Origin of the sequence: Bacillus sp. FDAARGOS_1420, assembly GCF_019344915.1 — a bacterium.
Lineage (GTDB): Bacteria > Bacillota > Bacilli > Bacillales > Bacillaceae_G > Bacillus_A > Bacillus_A mycoides.
In genome coordinates, this window is record NZ_JAHWJB010000002.1 from 350,527 (window position 1) to 368,789 (window position 18,263).

Annotated in this window: 13 protein-coding genes; 9 read left to right on the plus strand and 4 right to left on the minus strand. The window is 37.5% G+C overall.

The window, feature by feature from the left end:
- Positions 1-62 precede the first annotated feature (62 nt).
- The 9 genes from I6L50_RS12075 (at position 63) to I6L50_RS12115 (ending at position 12,405) form a co-directional block, all read left to right on the plus strand.
- On the plus strand, positions 63-4,961 hold the full coding sequence (locus tag I6L50_RS12075) for a phage tail tape measure protein (RefSeq protein WP_219301693.1): 4,899 nt from the start codon (positions 63-65) through the stop codon (positions 4,959-4,961).
- A gap of 8 nt (positions 4,962-4,969) precedes the next feature.
- Positions 4,970-5,830 carry a phage tail family protein gene (locus tag I6L50_RS12080; RefSeq protein WP_257475387.1) on the plus strand — a complete coding sequence of 287 codons (861 nt, stop codon included), beginning with the start codon at positions 4,970-4,972 and terminating at the stop codon, positions 5,828-5,830.
- A gap of 27 nt (positions 5,831-5,857) precedes the next feature.
- Complete coding sequence (locus I6L50_RS12085) at positions 5,858-6,709, plus strand: structural protein (protein ID WP_219301695.1); 852 nt, start codon at positions 5,858-5,860, stop codon at positions 6,707-6,709.
- Positions 6,710-6,725: 16 nt separating this feature from the next.
- Positions 6,726-7,847 (plus strand): siphovirus ReqiPepy6 Gp37-like family protein, encoded by a 1,122-nt coding sequence (locus I6L50_RS12090; protein WP_219301697.1) that lies wholly within the window; start codon positions 6,726-6,728, stop codon positions 7,845-7,847.
- A gap of 42 nt (positions 7,848-7,889) precedes the next feature.
- Positions 7,890-9,749: a BppU family phage baseplate upper protein gene (locus I6L50_RS12095; protein WP_219301698.1), complete on the plus strand. Its 1,860-nt coding sequence runs from the start codon at positions 7,890-7,892 to the stop codon at positions 9,747-9,749.
- Between the two features lie 115 nt (positions 9,750-9,864).
- On the plus strand, positions 9,865-10,089 hold the full coding sequence (locus I6L50_RS12100; protein WP_219301203.1) for a hemolysin XhlA family protein: 225 nt from the start codon (positions 9,865-9,867) through the stop codon (positions 10,087-10,089).
- Between the two features lie 76 nt (positions 10,090-10,165).
- Complete coding sequence (locus I6L50_RS12105; protein WP_219301699.1) at positions 10,166-10,591, plus strand: phage holin family protein; 426 nt, start codon at positions 10,166-10,168, stop codon at positions 10,589-10,591.
- On the plus strand, positions 10,591-11,295 hold the full coding sequence (locus tag I6L50_RS12110; RefSeq protein ID WP_219301700.1) for an N-acetylmuramoyl-L-alanine amidase: 705 nt from the start codon (positions 10,591-10,593) through the stop codon (positions 11,293-11,295). The genes I6L50_RS12105 and I6L50_RS12110 overlap by 1 nt, the downstream gene beginning before the upstream one ends.
- Positions 11,296-12,102: 807 nt before the next feature.
- Entirely contained in the window at positions 12,103-12,405 is a 303-nt protein-coding gene (locus I6L50_RS12115; RefSeq protein WP_219301701.1) for a hypothetical protein, read from the plus strand.
- 414 nt (positions 12,406-12,819) lie between these two features.
- On the opposite strand, the gene I6L50_RS12120 is transcribed toward I6L50_RS12115, so the two are convergent.
- The 4 genes from I6L50_RS12120 to I6L50_RS12130 all read right to left on the minus strand — a co-directional run bounded on the left by I6L50_RS12120 (position 12,820) and on the right by I6L50_RS12130 (position 18,220).
- Positions 12,820-14,475, minus strand: a complete 1,656-nt coding sequence (locus I6L50_RS12120; RefSeq protein ID WP_219301702.1) for an N-acetylmuramoyl-L-alanine amidase family protein — start codon at positions 14,473-14,475, stop codon at positions 12,820-12,822.
- A 1,008-nt stretch (positions 14,476-15,483) separates the two neighbouring features.
- Positions 15,484-16,473: a Replicase RepFR55 gene (locus I6L50_RS12125; RefSeq protein ID WP_219301703.1), complete on the minus strand. Its 990-nt coding sequence runs from the start codon at positions 16,471-16,473 to the stop codon at positions 15,484-15,486.
- A complete protein-coding gene (locus I6L50_RS34835; protein ID WP_257475388.1) occupies positions 16,460-16,585 on the minus strand; it encodes a hypothetical protein in 126 nt (41 codons plus the stop codon). Before I6L50_RS34835 ends, I6L50_RS12125 begins: the two co-directional genes overlap by 14 nt.
- Positions 16,586-16,984: 399 nt before the next feature.
- Entirely contained in the window at positions 16,985-18,220 is a 1,236-nt protein-coding gene (locus I6L50_RS12130; RefSeq protein WP_219301704.1) for an ammonium transporter, read from the minus strand.
- Between the last annotated feature and the right edge of the window lie 43 nt (positions 18,221-18,263).

Here is an 18,263-nt window from a genome sequence, read left to right on the forward strand (position 1 = left end):
GCAAATCGAGTGACAACAGCGAACCAAGCGCCAGCGTGGTTATAAAGGTAGGTGAAAATGGAATGGCACTAGGTGATCATACAATTGGCGGTCGCGTCCGGTTGGATACAGATCAATTTGAAAATGGAATTGCAGGTATGAATCGAAGTTTAAAAAGAATCGATGCGGAATTTCGAAATACTTCAGAGCAATTACGTGGTGTTGGTTCTGAGATGGATCAGCTTGAAAATAAAGCAAATCATTTAAATCAAAAAATTGACGCGCAGACGCAAAAGATGAAGCATTATGAGCAAGCTTTGAGGACTTCACAACAAAAACAACAAGAAATGCGCCAAAAATGCGAGCAGTTAGCTACATCGATGCAACAATTAGAACGAGAGATACAGCAAAGTACGCAGGCATACGGAAAAAATGCGCAAGAAACAAAAGACTTACAAGCTCAATATAATCAATTACAGCAAGAATACAAGCAAGGCACACAAGCTTTGCAACGATTGACCGCGCAAGTTTCCCGAAATGATACAGCTTTCAATAACGCTTCAGCGGCTTTACATCGCTATCGTAATGAATTAGGTGATACAGAAGAAAGAATGGATCGGTTAAGCAACGTTTCTGGAAGAATGCGCGAGCGCATGAATGAAGTCGGAAATAGTATGCAAGAGACTGGCACTAGAATCAGTCAAGGATTCGGTGCAGCGGCGGTTGGTGTTGCAGCAGGAGTTGGAGCTTTAGTACTAAATGCAGGTCAATTTGAAGAAGCAAATAAAAAAGTACAAGCTGGATTAGGACTAACAAGAGAAGAAAGTCTAAAAGTTAGTGCTGTAGCAAGAGAAGTATGGCGCGAAGGTTATGGTGAAGATTTAGCTAGTGTCAGTGATTCCTTAGTTAAAGTAAAGCGTAATATCAAAGATATTAACGATGATGAAACGTTAAAACAAGTAACGCGTGACAGTGAAATATTAGCTGAAACAATGGAGTCGGATGTAAACGAGGTTACTCGTGGTGCGGCTCAATTAATGGGCCGTTTTGGCTTATCTGGACAACAAGCATTTGATCTATTAGCGCAAGGCTCCACAAAGGGTCTAAACTATTCCAATGAGTTATTTGATAATTTAAGTGAGTACGGTCCCTTGTTCCATGAGATGGGATTTAGTGCTGATGAAATGTTTACGATTCTGATTAACGGTAGTAAAAATGGTGCTTATAATCTTGACTATGTGAATGATGTAATGAAAGAGTTTGGTATCCGTGTTAAAGATGGTAGTAAGTCCACAACAGAAGCGATGGGCCAAATGAGTAAGGAAACACAAAAGGTTTGGCAAGCAATGTTAGAAGGAAAAGCTGCTTCAAAAGATGTATTCAATGCTGTTTTAAATGAGTTACGAACAACTGATGATCAAATTAAAGTAAATCAGTTAGGCGTTGCACTTTTTGGCGTGAAATGGGAAGATCTCGAAGCCACTACTATGTTATCTCTAAACAATATGGAAACGGGATTAGGAAACTATAGTGGTGCAATGAATAAAATGGTTGACGGTTATGATACGAGTGCAAAACAATGGAAATCTGTCACTCGTGAATTACAAATTGCATTAGAACCACTTGGCAAGGTGATTGTAGATATTGCTAAACAAGCTATACCTGAACTAAAAGAATCTATTACAGGTGTAGCAGATTGGTTCAACGGATTAGATGATAGTGCGAAAAAAGTATATGGTACATCATTATTATTAGCCCCGGTCGTATTAGGGGTGGTGAGTGCTCTTGGAATGCTTTCTTTTGCTATAGGGGCAATTATAGCGAACCCGATTGTTGCGACAATTGGTGGAGTTGTAATTGGATTAGGAGCACTAGGATTTGCTTTTGCCGAAACAGGCAAAAAAGCGAAACAAGCAGAAGAAGATAGCCGTAAATATGGTGAGGGTGTAAGTGAAGGTACAAAAAAAGCACTCGAAGGATACATGAATTTAAAAGAAAAAGCTTTTAAAACATTAGATGAAATTCCTGTACTTACTGGAGATAAAGCGAAAGAAGCTGTTCAGCGAGCACATGATGAATTCGGTAAGTTAGCAGACGAAGCTATTCAAGCAATAAATAAAGATAAAGGCAAGCTTCAGACTCATTTAGATAGTTGGTTTTCAGGTGAAACAGATTCAGCTGTATTAAGAGCAAAAGATAAAATTCTTAATGATCAAATGGAAGTATTTAAAGCGCAAGAAGAAGCGGTTATCAAAGCGAACGAGAAGATTCAAAGCTTACTCACACAATATAATGGACAAATATATAAAATGAGTGCAGCTGATAAGTCTGTATTTCTTGCAGCTTTAAAATCCATTGATAGTGAAGTTGGAAAATCAGCATCTAAAAGTGTAGATGAGATTCAAAAAATCAGCAAAGCAATGGATAATTTCAATAAGAATACGTCTGTTGAAACGATTCAAGGAAAAGTAAAAGATTTAGGAAAACAATATACAAGTTTATATAATGACTTAGATAAAGCAAGGCAAAAAGAAATAGAGTTTGCGAAAAGTAAAATAGCTGATACCAAGGGACAAGAAGTTGCAATTGCGCAAATTAATAAGAAATATTCTGAGCAGTCTATCCTCATAACAGAGGGCTATAAACAACGGCTAAAGCAAGCTCAAGAAGTGTTAAAGTCTAAAGGAATTGAAATGGACTTGACAACGGGTATTACAAAAGCCGAACAAGAAAAAATTACAATACAAGGTAGAAGCTTTGGTGAATACGTTAAGAATTCAGAAATGATTGAGAGCAAGAATGATAATCTCTTTAGAAGGCTTCAAGAACGATCAGCAAAAGAGTCTGAATTACGCAAAAAAAGTGCGGAAGAAGTAAAAAGATATGGTGAGGCTTTACTTGCGAATTCTAATACTGTTTATGACAGTCTTTTTCAATCTACTCGTGAAAAGGCTGTGCAAGTTGGTAGTGATATCGCTTATGCTCTGGAAGATGGTACAAAGGCTGTTCATTTAGGAGAAAAAGGCGTAGTAAAGGTAGAAGAATTTGTTGATGGGATAAAAACGGGAAAATATAAGGTTCAGGATGTAGCAGTTGCTCTCATTAGTACCATGCGCATTGAAATGGGGAATAAATCATTAACAGCAGAAGGTAGTAAGGTTATGACAACATTTGCAGAGGGTTTAAAGCAAATGAACGTATCTGATATTGCAGCCAAATTAAATATCGATCTTAAGAAAAATTTAGAAATCGATTTAGGTCCGCTTGGCAAGATGACAACCACACAATTTGTACATGGTTTAAAAGAAGGCACAGTTGGTATTGACGCTGTGTTTATTTTCTTTCAACAACATGTATCGAAATTAACTGCAACCGATTTATCTAAAGAGGGAACAAAAATCATGTCTACTTTAAAAACAGGCATGGAAATGGGATTTGTTAGCGTCCAAGATATTTTGAAACAACTCGGTGTAAGTATTGAAGATGAAACAAAATATGATCTTGGAGAAAATGGACAAGTAACAATCGGGTCGCTTGTACAAGGTATGCAGAATGGTCAATTTCATATTGATCAGGCACTTGAAGTTATTAGACAAATGGTTGTAACAAAGACAAACGTCGATACAACACAACAAGGAGCAAACATCTCGCAAACAACAGCAGCTGGAATTCGTCAAAGTGGCGGACAACCAGTTCAAGCGGCGGGTGAAGTGAAACAAGGAATAGAGCAAACGCTTGGTTCAACGACAGATGGAAACGGCGGAGCAATGTCTACTTTGCTTATGAGGCAATTCATGGCACAAAATAAGCCGGGGATTGTTGGAGAAGCAAGTGGAATAAAACAAGGTGTAGAGCAACAATTAGGAAGCACGACAGATAACAATGGTGGTAATCATTCCACTTCTATGATGAGAAATAATATTGCTAATAATCATGGGAGTGTGGTTGGAACAGCTTTTGGTGTGAAATTGGGAGTTCAAAGCACCTTAGGTAGTACAACGGATGGAAATGGTGGTTCAAATTCAACTAACATGATGCAGCGAATGATTAGTGGGAATAGAGGTAATGTAGTTGGATCCGCCTCTAGTGTGAAACAAGGCGTTGAAGGAACACTTGGCAGCGCTACGGACGGTGGTGGTGGTGCGAGAGCTAGTATTGAATTTGCTAGAGGAGTAGGAAGCCAAACTGGAAGTGCACGATCTAGTGGTGTAAATGTTGCGGAGAGTGGTAAAAGTGGTTTAAATAGCGTAAGTGCTAATAGTGTAGGTGGTAGCTTTGCGCAAGGTTTCGCCGACGGAATGTCCAGTAAAGGTTCAATTGTATCCAGGGTTGCTTCAGGATTGGCACAAGGTGCCTTTGCTGCATTGAGAGCCACGCTTGATGTAAACTCACCCTCGAAGCTTACAAGGGATCAGGGTGGTATGCCATTTGGTGAAGGTTTTGCTTTAGGTATTAAACAGTCATCACCTATGGCTGAAAAAGAAAGCCGTACACTTGCATTTCAAGCGAATGATGCTTTAGTAAATGAGTTGGATAAAAATGAACACACTTTTGCAGGAGTTCGAATGGCACAAGGACTTGCGTCAGGTATTAAGAGTCAATCTTCAATCGTTCGTGATGCCTTACAAGATACTGTGGAAGGTGCAATGGATGGAATCCGCTCTTTTAAACAAAATCAAATCCTTCGTTTACAGGGGAACTTTTCTGGTAACATGCGTGAAATCGTTTCAAATATCGGAAGGAATATAGCAAGATTTGAAAATCTTGGCTCAATGGATATAAGCCGTTTAGGGGCATGGAAAAATATTATTTCAAGTAATAACAGCAACCGTGAATACGCGCCTGTTGATAATAGATCGGCGCAAACTAAAACACCAACACAAATTGTGAATCATTTCTACAATCAAGATACATCTGAAGTAATGAGACAACAGCAAAGAGTGCTAAATGAAGTTGCTTTCACATGGGGAGGGACATCATGAGTAAGTGAGTGATAATCGAAAATCAAAGACTAGAAAAAGTGGAATTCGGACCATTGCCACCATATGTCCTTACTTCAATTGATCTTTCGGGAAGTGAAGCTGAATTTTCCCAAACACAAGGATATATGCAAGACGGTTTTACACCTGTTTCGGTAACGATGAAAGGGATGCAGTATCCACTTGAGTTTTATATCGAAGCACCTCATGCCAAAGAATTGTTCGAATTACGTAGAAAATTAAATCGTGTGTTACATCCAAAGGCAGGGCCATTCACAGTAACTGTGCAAATGCCACATGGTATATTCCAAAATACAATAATTATTGAAAACTTACCGAAATACAGGGTAGAAGACGAACAATTTTTGATTTTACAACAAGGATTATTTCATATTACTACCTCAGATCCATATTGGAAAAATGAAAGCGATATAGAAGTACCGTTATTATCATGGACACCAAAATTTAGTTTTCCTTTTTCATGTAAACCAACCGTACAATTTGGATATAAAGGTGAACAACAAAAGGTAATCAATAATGGTGATGAGGAAACACCTGTTAAAATAGAGGTGTTTGGGCCTTGTACAAATCCAAGGATCACGAATCTTACAACGATGAAAGGTATACAAATCAACCGGGATATTCTTGCAGGAGAACGTCTTGAAATCAATACAGCGTATGGTCAAAATACCGTTGAACTTGTAGGGATAGATGGAACGAGGAGAAATGCATACAACTGGATTGCTTCGGGAGTCAGGTTGAATGAATTTAGATTACAGGTTGGTCTAAATATAGTAGATTATAGTGCGAATGCAGGTAGGGAGAGCACTACGGTTCGTATTCGTTTTAGAGAAAGATATACAGGGATATAAAATAAAAGAAAGGGGTGAGAACGTATCATGGCAGAGCGTTCTTTTTTCTTTGATGGCGAAGATAAATTATATAATTCGCAAGATTTTGCTCAATTATTTGATATGTTTTTCGGAACGGGAGTTGTAAAAGGATATTTGCATCATATGAATATCATTTCTATATCGGATGGTATGAAAACTTCTGTGAACGCAGGATGTGCGGTGATATATGGGAGAGGATATATCCTTGAGGGGTTACGTATTTTCGTACATGATCCAGCGCATGCTACGTTAGACCGTATAGATCGGATTGTTTTGCAGTTAAACCTTGCAACTAGAAGCATTCATCTTGTGGTAAAAAAGGGAGTGGTAGCAGCAATTCCAGTACCCCCAACATTACAACAAGACAATATGAACAATGGAGGTATGATATATGAGTTACCAATTGCCCAAGTTCGAATTATAAAAGGAAAATCATTTATTGATGGTACGCAAATCACTGATGAGCGTACTTTTTGTGATTTACAGGGACAAACAGGTTTATATGCGAAGAAGAAACAATCAAGCTGGGTTGTACCAGCGTTTAGAAACGGATGGACACCAGCAAGGAAAGATGGAATGGTTTCTTATTTTCTAGATGATTTTGGAGTGATTCATTTTCGAGGGGCAGTTATGAGTGGATACAAAGACAATGGGATGGTTATTTTACAAATTCCAAGTGATCTAGCTCCACTGGAACCGCAATATAGACCTGTTACTACAATTGACAATAATGGGTGGTTTGCGATTGGTCATGTTGTGATGTGGTCAGATGGACAATTGATATGCAAAAGTATACCAGTAAATCGAGAGGTAGACATTTCTACCATTTCGTATCCAACAAAATACGCACACCAATAAGAGAGGGGAAAAGGAATTGATTATCTATACACCAGACTTAGAAAAAATCGGTGAAATTAGTAATTATGAATCACTTACTTTTGGGCGTTCATGGGAAGATGTTGGAACCTTTGCATTACAAGTTCCCAACGATGCCAAATATGCAAGCAGTCTCTTTGATGATAACTTTATTTTAATAGATGAAAAGCGTGTAGGAATGATTACAAATTATTCTATAGATAAAAATGATAAAAGAATGGTAAAAGGATATCAATTAAAAAAGATATTGGGTAACCGAATCATTACTCCGCCGCCCAATACAACCCATGATAGACGGTATGCAGATGCAGAAACGGTTATGAAACATTATGTGGATAGGCATGCGGTATATCCATCAGATTCAAATCGATTCATTCCGAATCTCGTTATAAAGGTAAATCAAAAAAGAGGAGGATATATCCAAGCTGAAAGTCGCTTAAAAAACCTTGCAGAACAATTAAAAGAAATATCCTTAGCTTCTGAGTTGGGATGGGATGTATATCTAGATGAAACCACTAGACAATTTGTTTTCGATGTTTTTGCTGGGAAAAACTTGACAAGGCATCAACAGACGTATCCACCTGTCATTTTTTCCGTTGCTTTAGAAAATGTCCTGGAACGTGAATTTGAAAAAGACACATCAAATTATAAAAATACAGCATACGTCGGCGGACAGGGTGAGGGAGAAGAAAGAAGGATTATAGAGGTTTCGACAGAGCGGGCCAAAGGTTTATCGAGAAAAGAGGTGTTTATCGATGCGAGAGATGTAAGTAATCAAACAGAAGATAAAAAAGATAAACCCGAATCTGAAATGTATCAAATGCTTGCAGATCGTGGCCGACAGAAACTAGAGAGCGAATACAATGAGATTGTTTCGTTTGCTTGTGTGATAACGGAGAAACCAGGGATGGAATATGAGAAGGATTGGACAATAGGGGATATTGTAACATGTGAAGATGAAAAGATTGGGATAACAATGGATGCAAGGATTACGGATGTGGAAGAAGTGTATGCAAATAACAAGCGAGAATGGAGAGTAACATTTGGGGCAAAACGTATGGATATCACAAGGGTATGGCAAAGAGAGCTTTCTCAACTAAAAAATATCATTCGAAACTAAGACCATACAGGGTCTTTTTTTGATTGGCAAGGAGTGAAGAGGTTGAAACGTTCCTATGAAATTATCGTAGATACGCGACAAGAAAATCGTATGTATGATATAGAGTTTTCCAAAAATAATTTGAATACGTCAGAATTAATCATAAACATCACGGAAGATGAACATCAGCCCTTTGTGTTACAAGATACGGATACCATTGTGATGGCGTTCAAGAAACCAGACCAAACGTTGGTATTTCAAAACAAGGATATTAAGATCCTAGAGAAAGAAAAGGGGAAAATCAGTGTTTCTTTGACGACGCAAACACTTGCAAAAACAGGCACAGTATTTTGTGAAATATCCATTGAACGAGAAGAATTAGGTGTGAAAAAACGAATCAGCACCTTTCCGTTTTCTTTCAAAGTTAGGGATTCATTATTAGCAGATGATAACATGGAATCGAAAAATGAATTTCAGCTTTTTGAAAAAATTATGAAAGCTGGGAAGACATTAGAAGGAGTGGATGTAACTACAATTACAGACTTCCTTCCGAATCAACGGGATTTTATTGAATTACTTCGGAACCATAACACTTCATCTAACATGTATACACGTATTGTAGGGGACCGTACACTTGATATACTGATACCACTTCGTGGGAACAAGGTGGCCCATTACACGTTGCGTAAAGATACAAAAGATGACTATGTAAAATTAGAAGATTGTGCGATTTCAAATTTGAGTGTTGTAGCCCAGAAGGTGAATGCAATCAACTATACACGCGATACAGGAGCCGTGCAAAAGGCGAATCTGCCAAACTATTACACGACTACAGTAGGTGATACATTCACATTTACATTTGATGGAACGGGTTTTGACTTTCAACATTTCACTGATAATCGTGGTGGACTATGGGAGTTCAAGGTGGATGGTACGGTAGTAAAAACAATAAGTACACACATTAACGATGTTCCAACGAACGAATTAAAAGTGAATTATGGAACCCGTTCAGTTGCACGGGGTTTAGCAAAAGGAACACATACGGTCGTAGCAACTTTCAAAGGTGACGATCCAGCTAATCCACCGACAGGTGGTGCTAACACTTCTCGAGGATGGGTAAAAAATGATACTGGCTATGCACAAGCAGCGGAAGCACATAAGACAGCTTTTATTTATGATGACCTTTTGAATCCAGTTAAAGAAGTGGATTTACTTGTTCCTTTCAGTAATAAAGAATTCGCATTTCGTATGAAACCAAACGACTCATCTGTAAACGCTGAATGGATACCAGAGCATAGTGCGGCAACAGTTTTCAAAGGTAGTCAAAAGCTTTATATAGATGATAAAGAAATAACTTCTTGGGTAGCTGATACAACGGTAAAAGAAGCGCAAATTGTGAGAGTTGTTCAATCGATGAAAGGATTTCATCCTTCGGATCTTACAAATGCATTATGTGAGATTTATTCTGTTCATACTGTTACGAATCAAGGTGTGACGTTTGATATAAAAGTAAAATGGTTACAAGATACTTTCATAGAAGATGGTTATATAGCCATGCTTCCGGGTAGTCGTCCATTTGTAGAGAAATTGGTAGATGCGACAGGGAAATCCTTTGAAACGCTTGTAGCTGATAACAGTAGTAAAGATATTGTAAATGGCGAGAAAATGGCAAGCTATGCCATGCTAAGCAAAGAAAGAGAGTATGTAGTAGCCATGAAAATAAATAATATTCATGCAAGTTTACGTAAAGGGCAAACCGGAATACGTAATCCGCTCGTCTGGTTACAGCATCGAGATGCCACTTTGCAGAAGCTATATCCACAAGTGTATAAAAATTGTGTAGTAAAAGCAGGAGAAACTCATCCATTTAGTGCAACATACTTCGTTGGTGAACTACCACTCGCAGCACAGTTATTGATATAAAACTTAATAAAATACGGCTTTGGTATAAAAATATCCTGCATAGATTCACAACGAATAGGGTTGTTTCATAGGATATAGAGATTGCTTTATTAAGATGATAAAAGGATGCGAATGTATGGAAGACGTATATGTAAAAATCGACAGCCTAAAAGCAGAACAAAAAGAAATCATGCGAGATATTCGTAACCTGGAAACTCGTACAATGATAAATGAAAAAGATATTGCTACAATCAATAAGCAATTAGAAAAAATCAGTCTGAATACCACATGGATTTTACGAATTGTTATTAGTGCAATAGTTATGGCAATTTTGGGTTTGATACTCAAAGGTGGGATTTAGGTTGTTCATATAAAAGTATTTGTGAAAGAGGGACAAGTGTCTCTCTTTTTTTTATCTTGAAGAAGGAGGAAAAAATGTGGATCGTATCGATGTAGTATTAAAAGTTTTTATTGCCACTTTCGGTGGCTTTTGTGGGTATTTTTTGGGAGGGTGGGATACAACATTGCAGATTTTAGTAACTTTAGCGGTAATTGATTATGTAACAGGTATGATTGCCGCTTCAATACTTGGTCAACTCAAAAGCAAGATAGGTTTCAAAGGCATTGCCAAAAAGGTAGTGCTTTTTTTATTGATTGGAGCAGCTACGCAGGCAGATGCGGCGATTGGTAGTAATAGTGCCATTCGGGAAGCGACACTCTTTTTCTTCATGGGTAATGAATTACTTTCCATCTTAGAAAATGCTGGGCGTATGGGGATTACACTTCCACAAGCGTTGACAAATGCAGTTGAAATTTTAGGTAGTAAGCAAAAACAAGACGATAAAAAGGGGGATGTTCAATAATGCAAATTAGAAAAAAATTAGTTGACCCAAATAAATATGGTACAAAGTGTCCGTATACAATGAATCCAGAATTTATCACAGTTCATAATACGTATAATGATGCGCCAGCTGAGAATGAAATTGCTTATATGATACGAAATAATAATGAAGTGTCATTCCATATTGCGGTAGACGATAAAGAAGCTGTACAAGGTCTTCCGTTAGAACGCAACGCATGGGCTTGTGGGGATGGGAATGGCGCAGGTAACCGAAAATCAATTAGTGTAGAAATCTGTTACTCTTTAAGCGGTGGAGATAGATATTATAAAGCGGAAGATAATGCAATTATCGTTGTAGCACAATTAATGAAACAGTACAATATTCCAATTAGTAAAGTTCGCACACACCAATCGTGGAGCGGAAAGTACTGCCCACATCGTATGTTAGCGGAAGGGCGTTGGAATTCTTTTATTGAAAGGGTGCAAAATGCATATAACGGTGGTGGTCATACAGCTCCATCCACACAACCGTCTAATAATGGTGTAGGTGTCGTTACGATTACAGCGGATGTATTGCGTGTTCGTACGGGACCAGGAGCGACTTATGATATTGTGAAAAAGGTGTACCGAGGCGAACGGTATCAATCTTGGGGGATTCAAAATGGTTGGTACAACGTTGGGGGAGACCAATGGGTATCTGGGGAGTATGTGAGGTTTGAGGGGTAGATTGCACAATTCCAAAGGATACACATACTATGTAACAGCAAATGAAGCCTATATGGAATAAATGAAAAAGGGCGTTCCTCTGGCGAGTGAGGAACGCCCTTTTTTCACATTACAAAGAAGTACGATCTCTAATTTGGTTTGTCAGTAGTATTATATGTAATGATAAAGAATGATATAATATCACATTACTTAAAAGGTAATACAGGCAATATATATATGAAATAGACAAAAAAGGAGGTATTACTCTCTTTTTTTTGTTTAAACATGCTTTCGGATACATCCCCTTTTATCAAACATTCCAACATATCAGGTAATAGCATGATGGTTACACCAAAAATAACCCCCAAACCTAACCCTAATAAAAGTGATGTTTTTAAGTAACATCCGATACATAACCAAATGCAAGCTAACAGTAGTAATAAAAGTGCAATGGATAGTTTGAAAATCAATTCGTTCTCCTCCAATACAGGGTGTCCTATATTAATTATAAGGATTAAAGAATATGAAGTGTATTGAAAAAAGAATAAAAAGTTGAATAGCGAAGAGTTGAGGGGCGTGACGAACCCTGAGGAGGAAAAACGGAATGGCACATGTGGAATTCCCGAATGATGGCGAGGCATAGGGAATCATAAAGAAAAAAGCAAGTTCTTTTTGGTTTCAGGATGGTTGTTTTTTCTTTGGAGATATATGGGACATCACAATGTAATATGCATGTATAAAATTAAGAAAGAAATGGTAACGATTGTCCCTATCGCATTGGGGATAGCTGGCATAGGATGAAGGGAAAATAATAAAGGGAGTGAAAATATGGGATATTACCATGGGGTAGGGAAGAGACATTCAAATCAAAATGAGATGTGTGATAATTGTTGTGTGCAAGGTATTAAAAAAGAGTTAGATAATTTAATCAACCAAACGGTTCGGATTGATACTTCGACACGAAGTTACGTGGGAATTATTCATTCGATTGATTGCGATGTTGTTAGTTTAGAAACAAGTACTGACACAGTTGCGACTATTATTTCCATTTGTAAAATAGAAGCGATCATTCCGGCAACTACAACGGTAATAACTGATTTTGATTTAGATGATATAGATAATAAAGCATAGGTAAAGTTGGTTGTAAATTTGAAGGGTGGAACTTCTAGAAAACCTCTAAGAGATGAATAGGGCACTTTCTCCAGTTGAAGACGCCTTTCATGTTGCGATCTGCATCCAATATCAATGTAGTTTAGAAATGTTAGAGGATAAAGTGGAAGTGTATATAAAATTTGTTAAAGTATAGCGGATAACATCATGATGATGGCAGCAAATGAGAGGGTTATCCCTAAGCAAAAGTATTTGTATGGAGGCTATAGTATATGAAATTGGTTCCTTGTATGGATAATAAGATGATGATGTAAAAATCACACAGTAAAACTACCGCCGCCAATATGGATATTGATATGACAGTATAGAAAAAACGAGTACTTCTTATACAGAGTACTCGTTTTTAATAGAATGATTGTCATATATCTCGTTTTTTTAGTAGCCGTTCGGAGTTGTGCATACTCCATTGGAATCAAAATCATACTTTTTGCCATCGATTTGTACGGCTTTTTTATCCTGTATCATACTACCATTGTCAGGATTGAAATAATACCAGTGTTTTTCACCAGTCTTTGTATCTTTAATTTCAACCCATTTTTTCATCATTTCGCCTTTCGTAAATGTTTCATTCGCAGAATTTTTAGTATTGTCGTCAGGGCTCAGGTAATACCATTTCTCCTTATCTTTAAGCCAATCAGTTTTCTTTAGCCCATTCGCATCAATATAAAACCACTTATCCCCTTTTTGCTCCCAAGTGCCGCCTTGCAGTACCCCAGTTGGATTTGAAATCTTTCCTGTTAATGCCATTTTGAATGCTTCGCTACCCTGTGTTCTGTTATAATAAGTCTTCTTTTGATCGACCAGTTTATTATATTCAGAGAAGGATTGTTCAAGAGGTTCTAGTTTATCTGTAATGTTTCTTACCTTGACATCCCATTTATTTAGTTCGACCTGATATGATGAGTTTCCGTGAGGCTTATTGTTATTTAGTTCGTCTAACTGTCCTTGTAAATCTTTTATGACTTTTTCTACTTCTGTTTTATCATTAAATTCACCAGAAGTAGAGTTATAACTAATGCCGTTGGCACCCATGCCGCTGTCGCGGACGCTGCTGACAATGTTATTAATTTTATCTGTTTCGGTTTTTATTTTTTTAGTAAGTTTGTCTTCTCCTCTTTTATATGTTTCTTCTATATGTTTTTTATAATCTTCTCGATCTTTCGGTAGATTTTGTATAATATTGGCTGTGGCAGCATCCGTAAGATTTAATTTAGGTGATTTCGCGGCTTGTTTTACAAGCTGCATGAATTCCAAGTGAGCTGATGCAATAATTGTGTATAGAGGAAGTTCGGCCAATTGGAAATCTGTCCCTTGATCGTTTGGATTCACTTTTTTAGCCTGCTCTATAAGAGTATTGAAATCACTTTGAATATTTACTACACGGGCAGCGTTAATAGCATCTTCATTGACGTATTCCGATATTTCGTTCAAAGGAGGTATCGTGCCGTTTAGTGAGTTTTCAAGCTCTTGTAGATTTTTCATCATCCCCCTGTTAGATGATCCAAGGGTAGATAAATCGTAATCCTCTATTTTTATGTCCATTATATTACAAAGTTCTTTTTTCATATCTTCTAGCATCTGCTTTATATTTGGACCGTTTTCTGGCCAAATTAGACCAAGTATTGGAGAAATGAATGCTCCAGCATATGGAATCGTCGCTGTGCTTAACATCACAAAGGACCTCGCAGTATTGTTAAGATTCCCACTGTTTAAATCTTTATAAATTGTTGGTAATAATTTTTCTGCCATACCAAGTGTGGTCTTATAATTTGCTGCACCGGTTGTTTTTCCAAGATCTTGTGTCCATGTATCAAATTGTGCTAAAGGATTCAGTTTTTTATCCTCATAATAAGTACCAGCATCTTTTTGTGGAGCAGTATTTTGTTGTTGAGTAGCATTCGTGTCTTTTTCCTCAGCGAATGCAGAAGATGTACTTCCCAATGTACTTACCCCTAATGTCATCGTTGCGACTGTTGCAAGAAGCGCTTGTTTGCATTTGCGCTTTGCATGTGTTCGATCTTTGTACTTCATACGTAAATCTCCTTTTCTAGTTGAATTATTTTGTTAACTTGCATCACATCAAGTAGAGGTGATGTGCCTAAGTATAGGCTTGATGATCTACGTTGTATATGATGAAAAGTACTTTTGACTAGTGCCATAATTATCATTGAAAAATTATATGATGATACTATTTGTATGAATCTTAAAAAATAACTGAAATTACGAACATTCGAATCCATTATTTATTGGTAATAGTACGTTTATCTTGAGTTTTATCCGGACGATACACTATAAATTATTCAGAACATTCGCTGTGTAAATTTGTCAAATTTACAATCGTATTGAAATCTGAGTTAATTAAAAAATGGCTATAGACAAAAGTAATATTTTCTTTATCGAAATAGTAGTGAATATGTTGGCAATATAGGGTTTTATTTGTATTTCATCCAAAATTAACATTCGAGTATTTGTTGAAAAAATAGCCAATTGGATTTTTTATCTATTTTTCGTTATGCTCGTACTTATATGATGGAGGTCCTTTTAGCGATATTTACAGGAGGAAGGAACAATTCGCTAGGAATGTTTGAATCCAATGCAGGAGTCAAATTTGTACGAATAAGATAGGGGAACACGATAGTGAATAAAGTCTTTATCAACTTGATAAGACGGGCCGCGGTGTTTGTAAGGATTCATTTGTATTCAAAATAAGAATTCTTTTCTTTCACTAAACCTTGTTTTAAAAAATTAAAACCATTAAATACATTAGCTCACATTTTAGGCATTCGATGCTTACAGTCACAAGAGATTGAAGATTTTTTCTTATTCCATTTCTTGTTCAACTACTTATTCAATAGAATAGTTTGAGAGGGACAAATAAACGGATGACTGGGACTGAAAACGTATGCTATTAATCATTGGTGTTCATCGTATAAAAGGATTTTGAAATGTAAATAAAATAACAGCATGACAAAAAGCCTTGTCAGTGTTATTTTTTTGAACAAGGCGGTAGAAATTACATTTTGTTTTGAAAAATAGATATTAAGAGTTTGGGGTTAGCATCTTATTAAACATTTTAAAATCAATGTCCACTCTAGATTCTCTCTCTTTTTTATATTTCTCCATGCGTATTTTCCTGTATGCATGGAGTTTCTTTGTATATCTCGTGATGAAATACGCGGGTGTACTGACGTCTGCTTGGATATGCCTAAATTCACGTACACATTCTTCAAATGTCTGTGTAACTTCCCAGTCTATATCTGGTGGCATACGTAAAGCGATGGTATACGCATCTTTTTCCGTGATGCGTGTATCTTGTGTGAGTATATACATATACATTTTCTTTTGCGCTTCACTCATATGCTCGTCCATCTCTTGGAAACGTAATTTTAATGTTTCACCGTCGAAAGGGTTTGCTTCTTGCACGCTATTGTCTTGTTCATCCATATCATTTTCTCTTTTAATAGGCTCGACAGGAGCAAATAAATCGAATCCATGGCAAGTAGAAGGAGGGCCATCCTCTTCTTGATGCGTTTCTTTATCTGTGTTTTTGCTGTCTTTTTTATATAGAAATTCTGTAAAAGTAGAAAACATATCGATTGCATAGGCCCATTTTTGTTTAAAGTACGCAATAATTTTTAAGTAATTATGATGTAGGCTTAGAATATAGACAGATGGTGCAAGTTTCCCATGTCGTCTTGTTTTGATCTGGTGGCAAATCTCTAAATCTTCTAACCATTGAAGCGTTTCATTGATGAGAGGAAGGGAAATCCCTGATTTCTCACTTAAACGTTTCTGAGCTACTTGAGAATAACCTTCTTGTACGAGGTAGGATAATACTACCTCTAATGCTTGATAGCGACGTGGTGTTAAAAATTCTTTAGTGGTTTGACCTTCATGCTTAAAAAGAATAGGATCTATTTCGGCAATCAAATGTTTAACCGCATAATTAATGGTTCCAGTGGATACGTGAATAAGTTGAGGACTGAGCTCTCGTTTTGCTGTGCTGAGCAAGAAATTAGAGAGTAACATGAAGAGCACCTCCTAATCTCTTTTCACTTATATAAGCGAAATGAGGAATTCTATAGGCAGATAGGTTTGGTGAATGGTACACATACATAATACATGTCAACTTCTTTTTCATAACGGTTGGTCTCCTCCTAAACAAAGAAGCAACAGAATGCCAAATATAAGCAAACTGTTGCGGAGGAACCCTTATGTACGGTAAAATGAGGTACATAAAGAGTTACAGCAAGTGTTTGCCTAGCGGTGTTAGGCGGACGGTTAATAGAGTGTGTCACCACTTTATTAATACGCTGTGCTCTTTTATTTTTTTATTGGTTTGATTTTGGGTTTTTGCGGTAACGGATTTGGTCACAAAAAACTAGAGAAGTGTTGCCATTTATAATGTGTGATATAGTACAAAACTGCGGAATATAGCTGCTTGTTACGTTTTGTAGAAACGAAAGTTTTATAGATAATATACGAAAAAGGTGTACCCCGTGTTAGAACGGAGTACACCTTTTTCGTATGTTTGTAAGTTTTAGTTCACAGATCTCTCTGTATACTCATAAGCTTTCTCCCCGTGCATCGAAATATCAAGCCCCATTTGTTCTTCGTGCTCATCGACGCGAACAGGGAGGAAGAAGTTAATCGCTTTAATGATGGCGTACGTCATTATGATTGTGAATGCATATGTTGCGCCGATTGCTACAAGTTGTTTGAAAAGGAGAGATGCGTTTCCGTAAAATAATCCGTTAGCGCCATCACCGTTTACAGTATTAGTTGCAAATAGTCCAGTTGCAATACCGCCCCAAGTTCCTCCGATGCCGTGGCATCCAAATGCATCAAGTGTATCGTCGTACCCGAATTTGTTTTTTAAGAAGAAGACAGCGCCAAAACATAATATACCGCCAATTGCTCCGATAAGAAGAGCGGAGAAAGGTGTAACGAATCCGCAAGCTGGCGTAATTGCGACTAAACCAGAAACAACCCCGCAAGCAGCTCCCATCGCAGTTGGCTTCGATTGGAAGAACCATTCAGAAAGCATCCAAGTTAAAGCGGCGGCAGCGGCGGCTATATTTGTATTAATAAATGCAGTTAAAGCTACGTCATTTAAAGATAATGCACTACCGACGTTAAAACCGAACCAGCCGAACCAGAGTAAGCCTGCGCCTAACATTGTAAATGGTAAATGATGAGGAGAGGTACCGCTTATGTTTTTTCGTTTTCCTAGGAAAATAGCTAATACGAGACCAGCAACTCCAGATGTGATGTGAACGACGTTACCGCCAGCAAAGTCTAGCGCACCAAGTTCTCTCAGCCATCCGCCAACGCCCCACACCCAATGAGCGACAGGATTGTAAACGATTGTTGTCCAAAGCAGGATAAAAATAAGAAAGGCAGAAAATCGCATTCTTTCGGCGAATGCACCTGAAATTAAAGCGGGAGTTAAAATAGCGAACATGAGTTGGAACATCATAAATAAATTGTGAGGAATAGTAGATGAGTAGTCTGGGTTTGGTGCGTAGGTAACTCCGTTTAGACCGAACCAATCGAGATTGCCGATAAGTCCGTGCCAATCTGGTCCGAATGATAAAGAATAACCGATAACAATCCATTGAATCGAAACGATAGCCATTGCGCTATAACTGTGCATTGTTGTGCTGAGTACGTTTTTACTGCGAACCATACCCCCATAAAAAAGTGCCAATCCTGGTGTCATCAACATGACCATTACTGTCGTTACAAAAATAAAAACTGTATCCCCCGTATTCATTCTCTCTCCTCCTATGATGTTAGAAAAAATAACATCTATATGT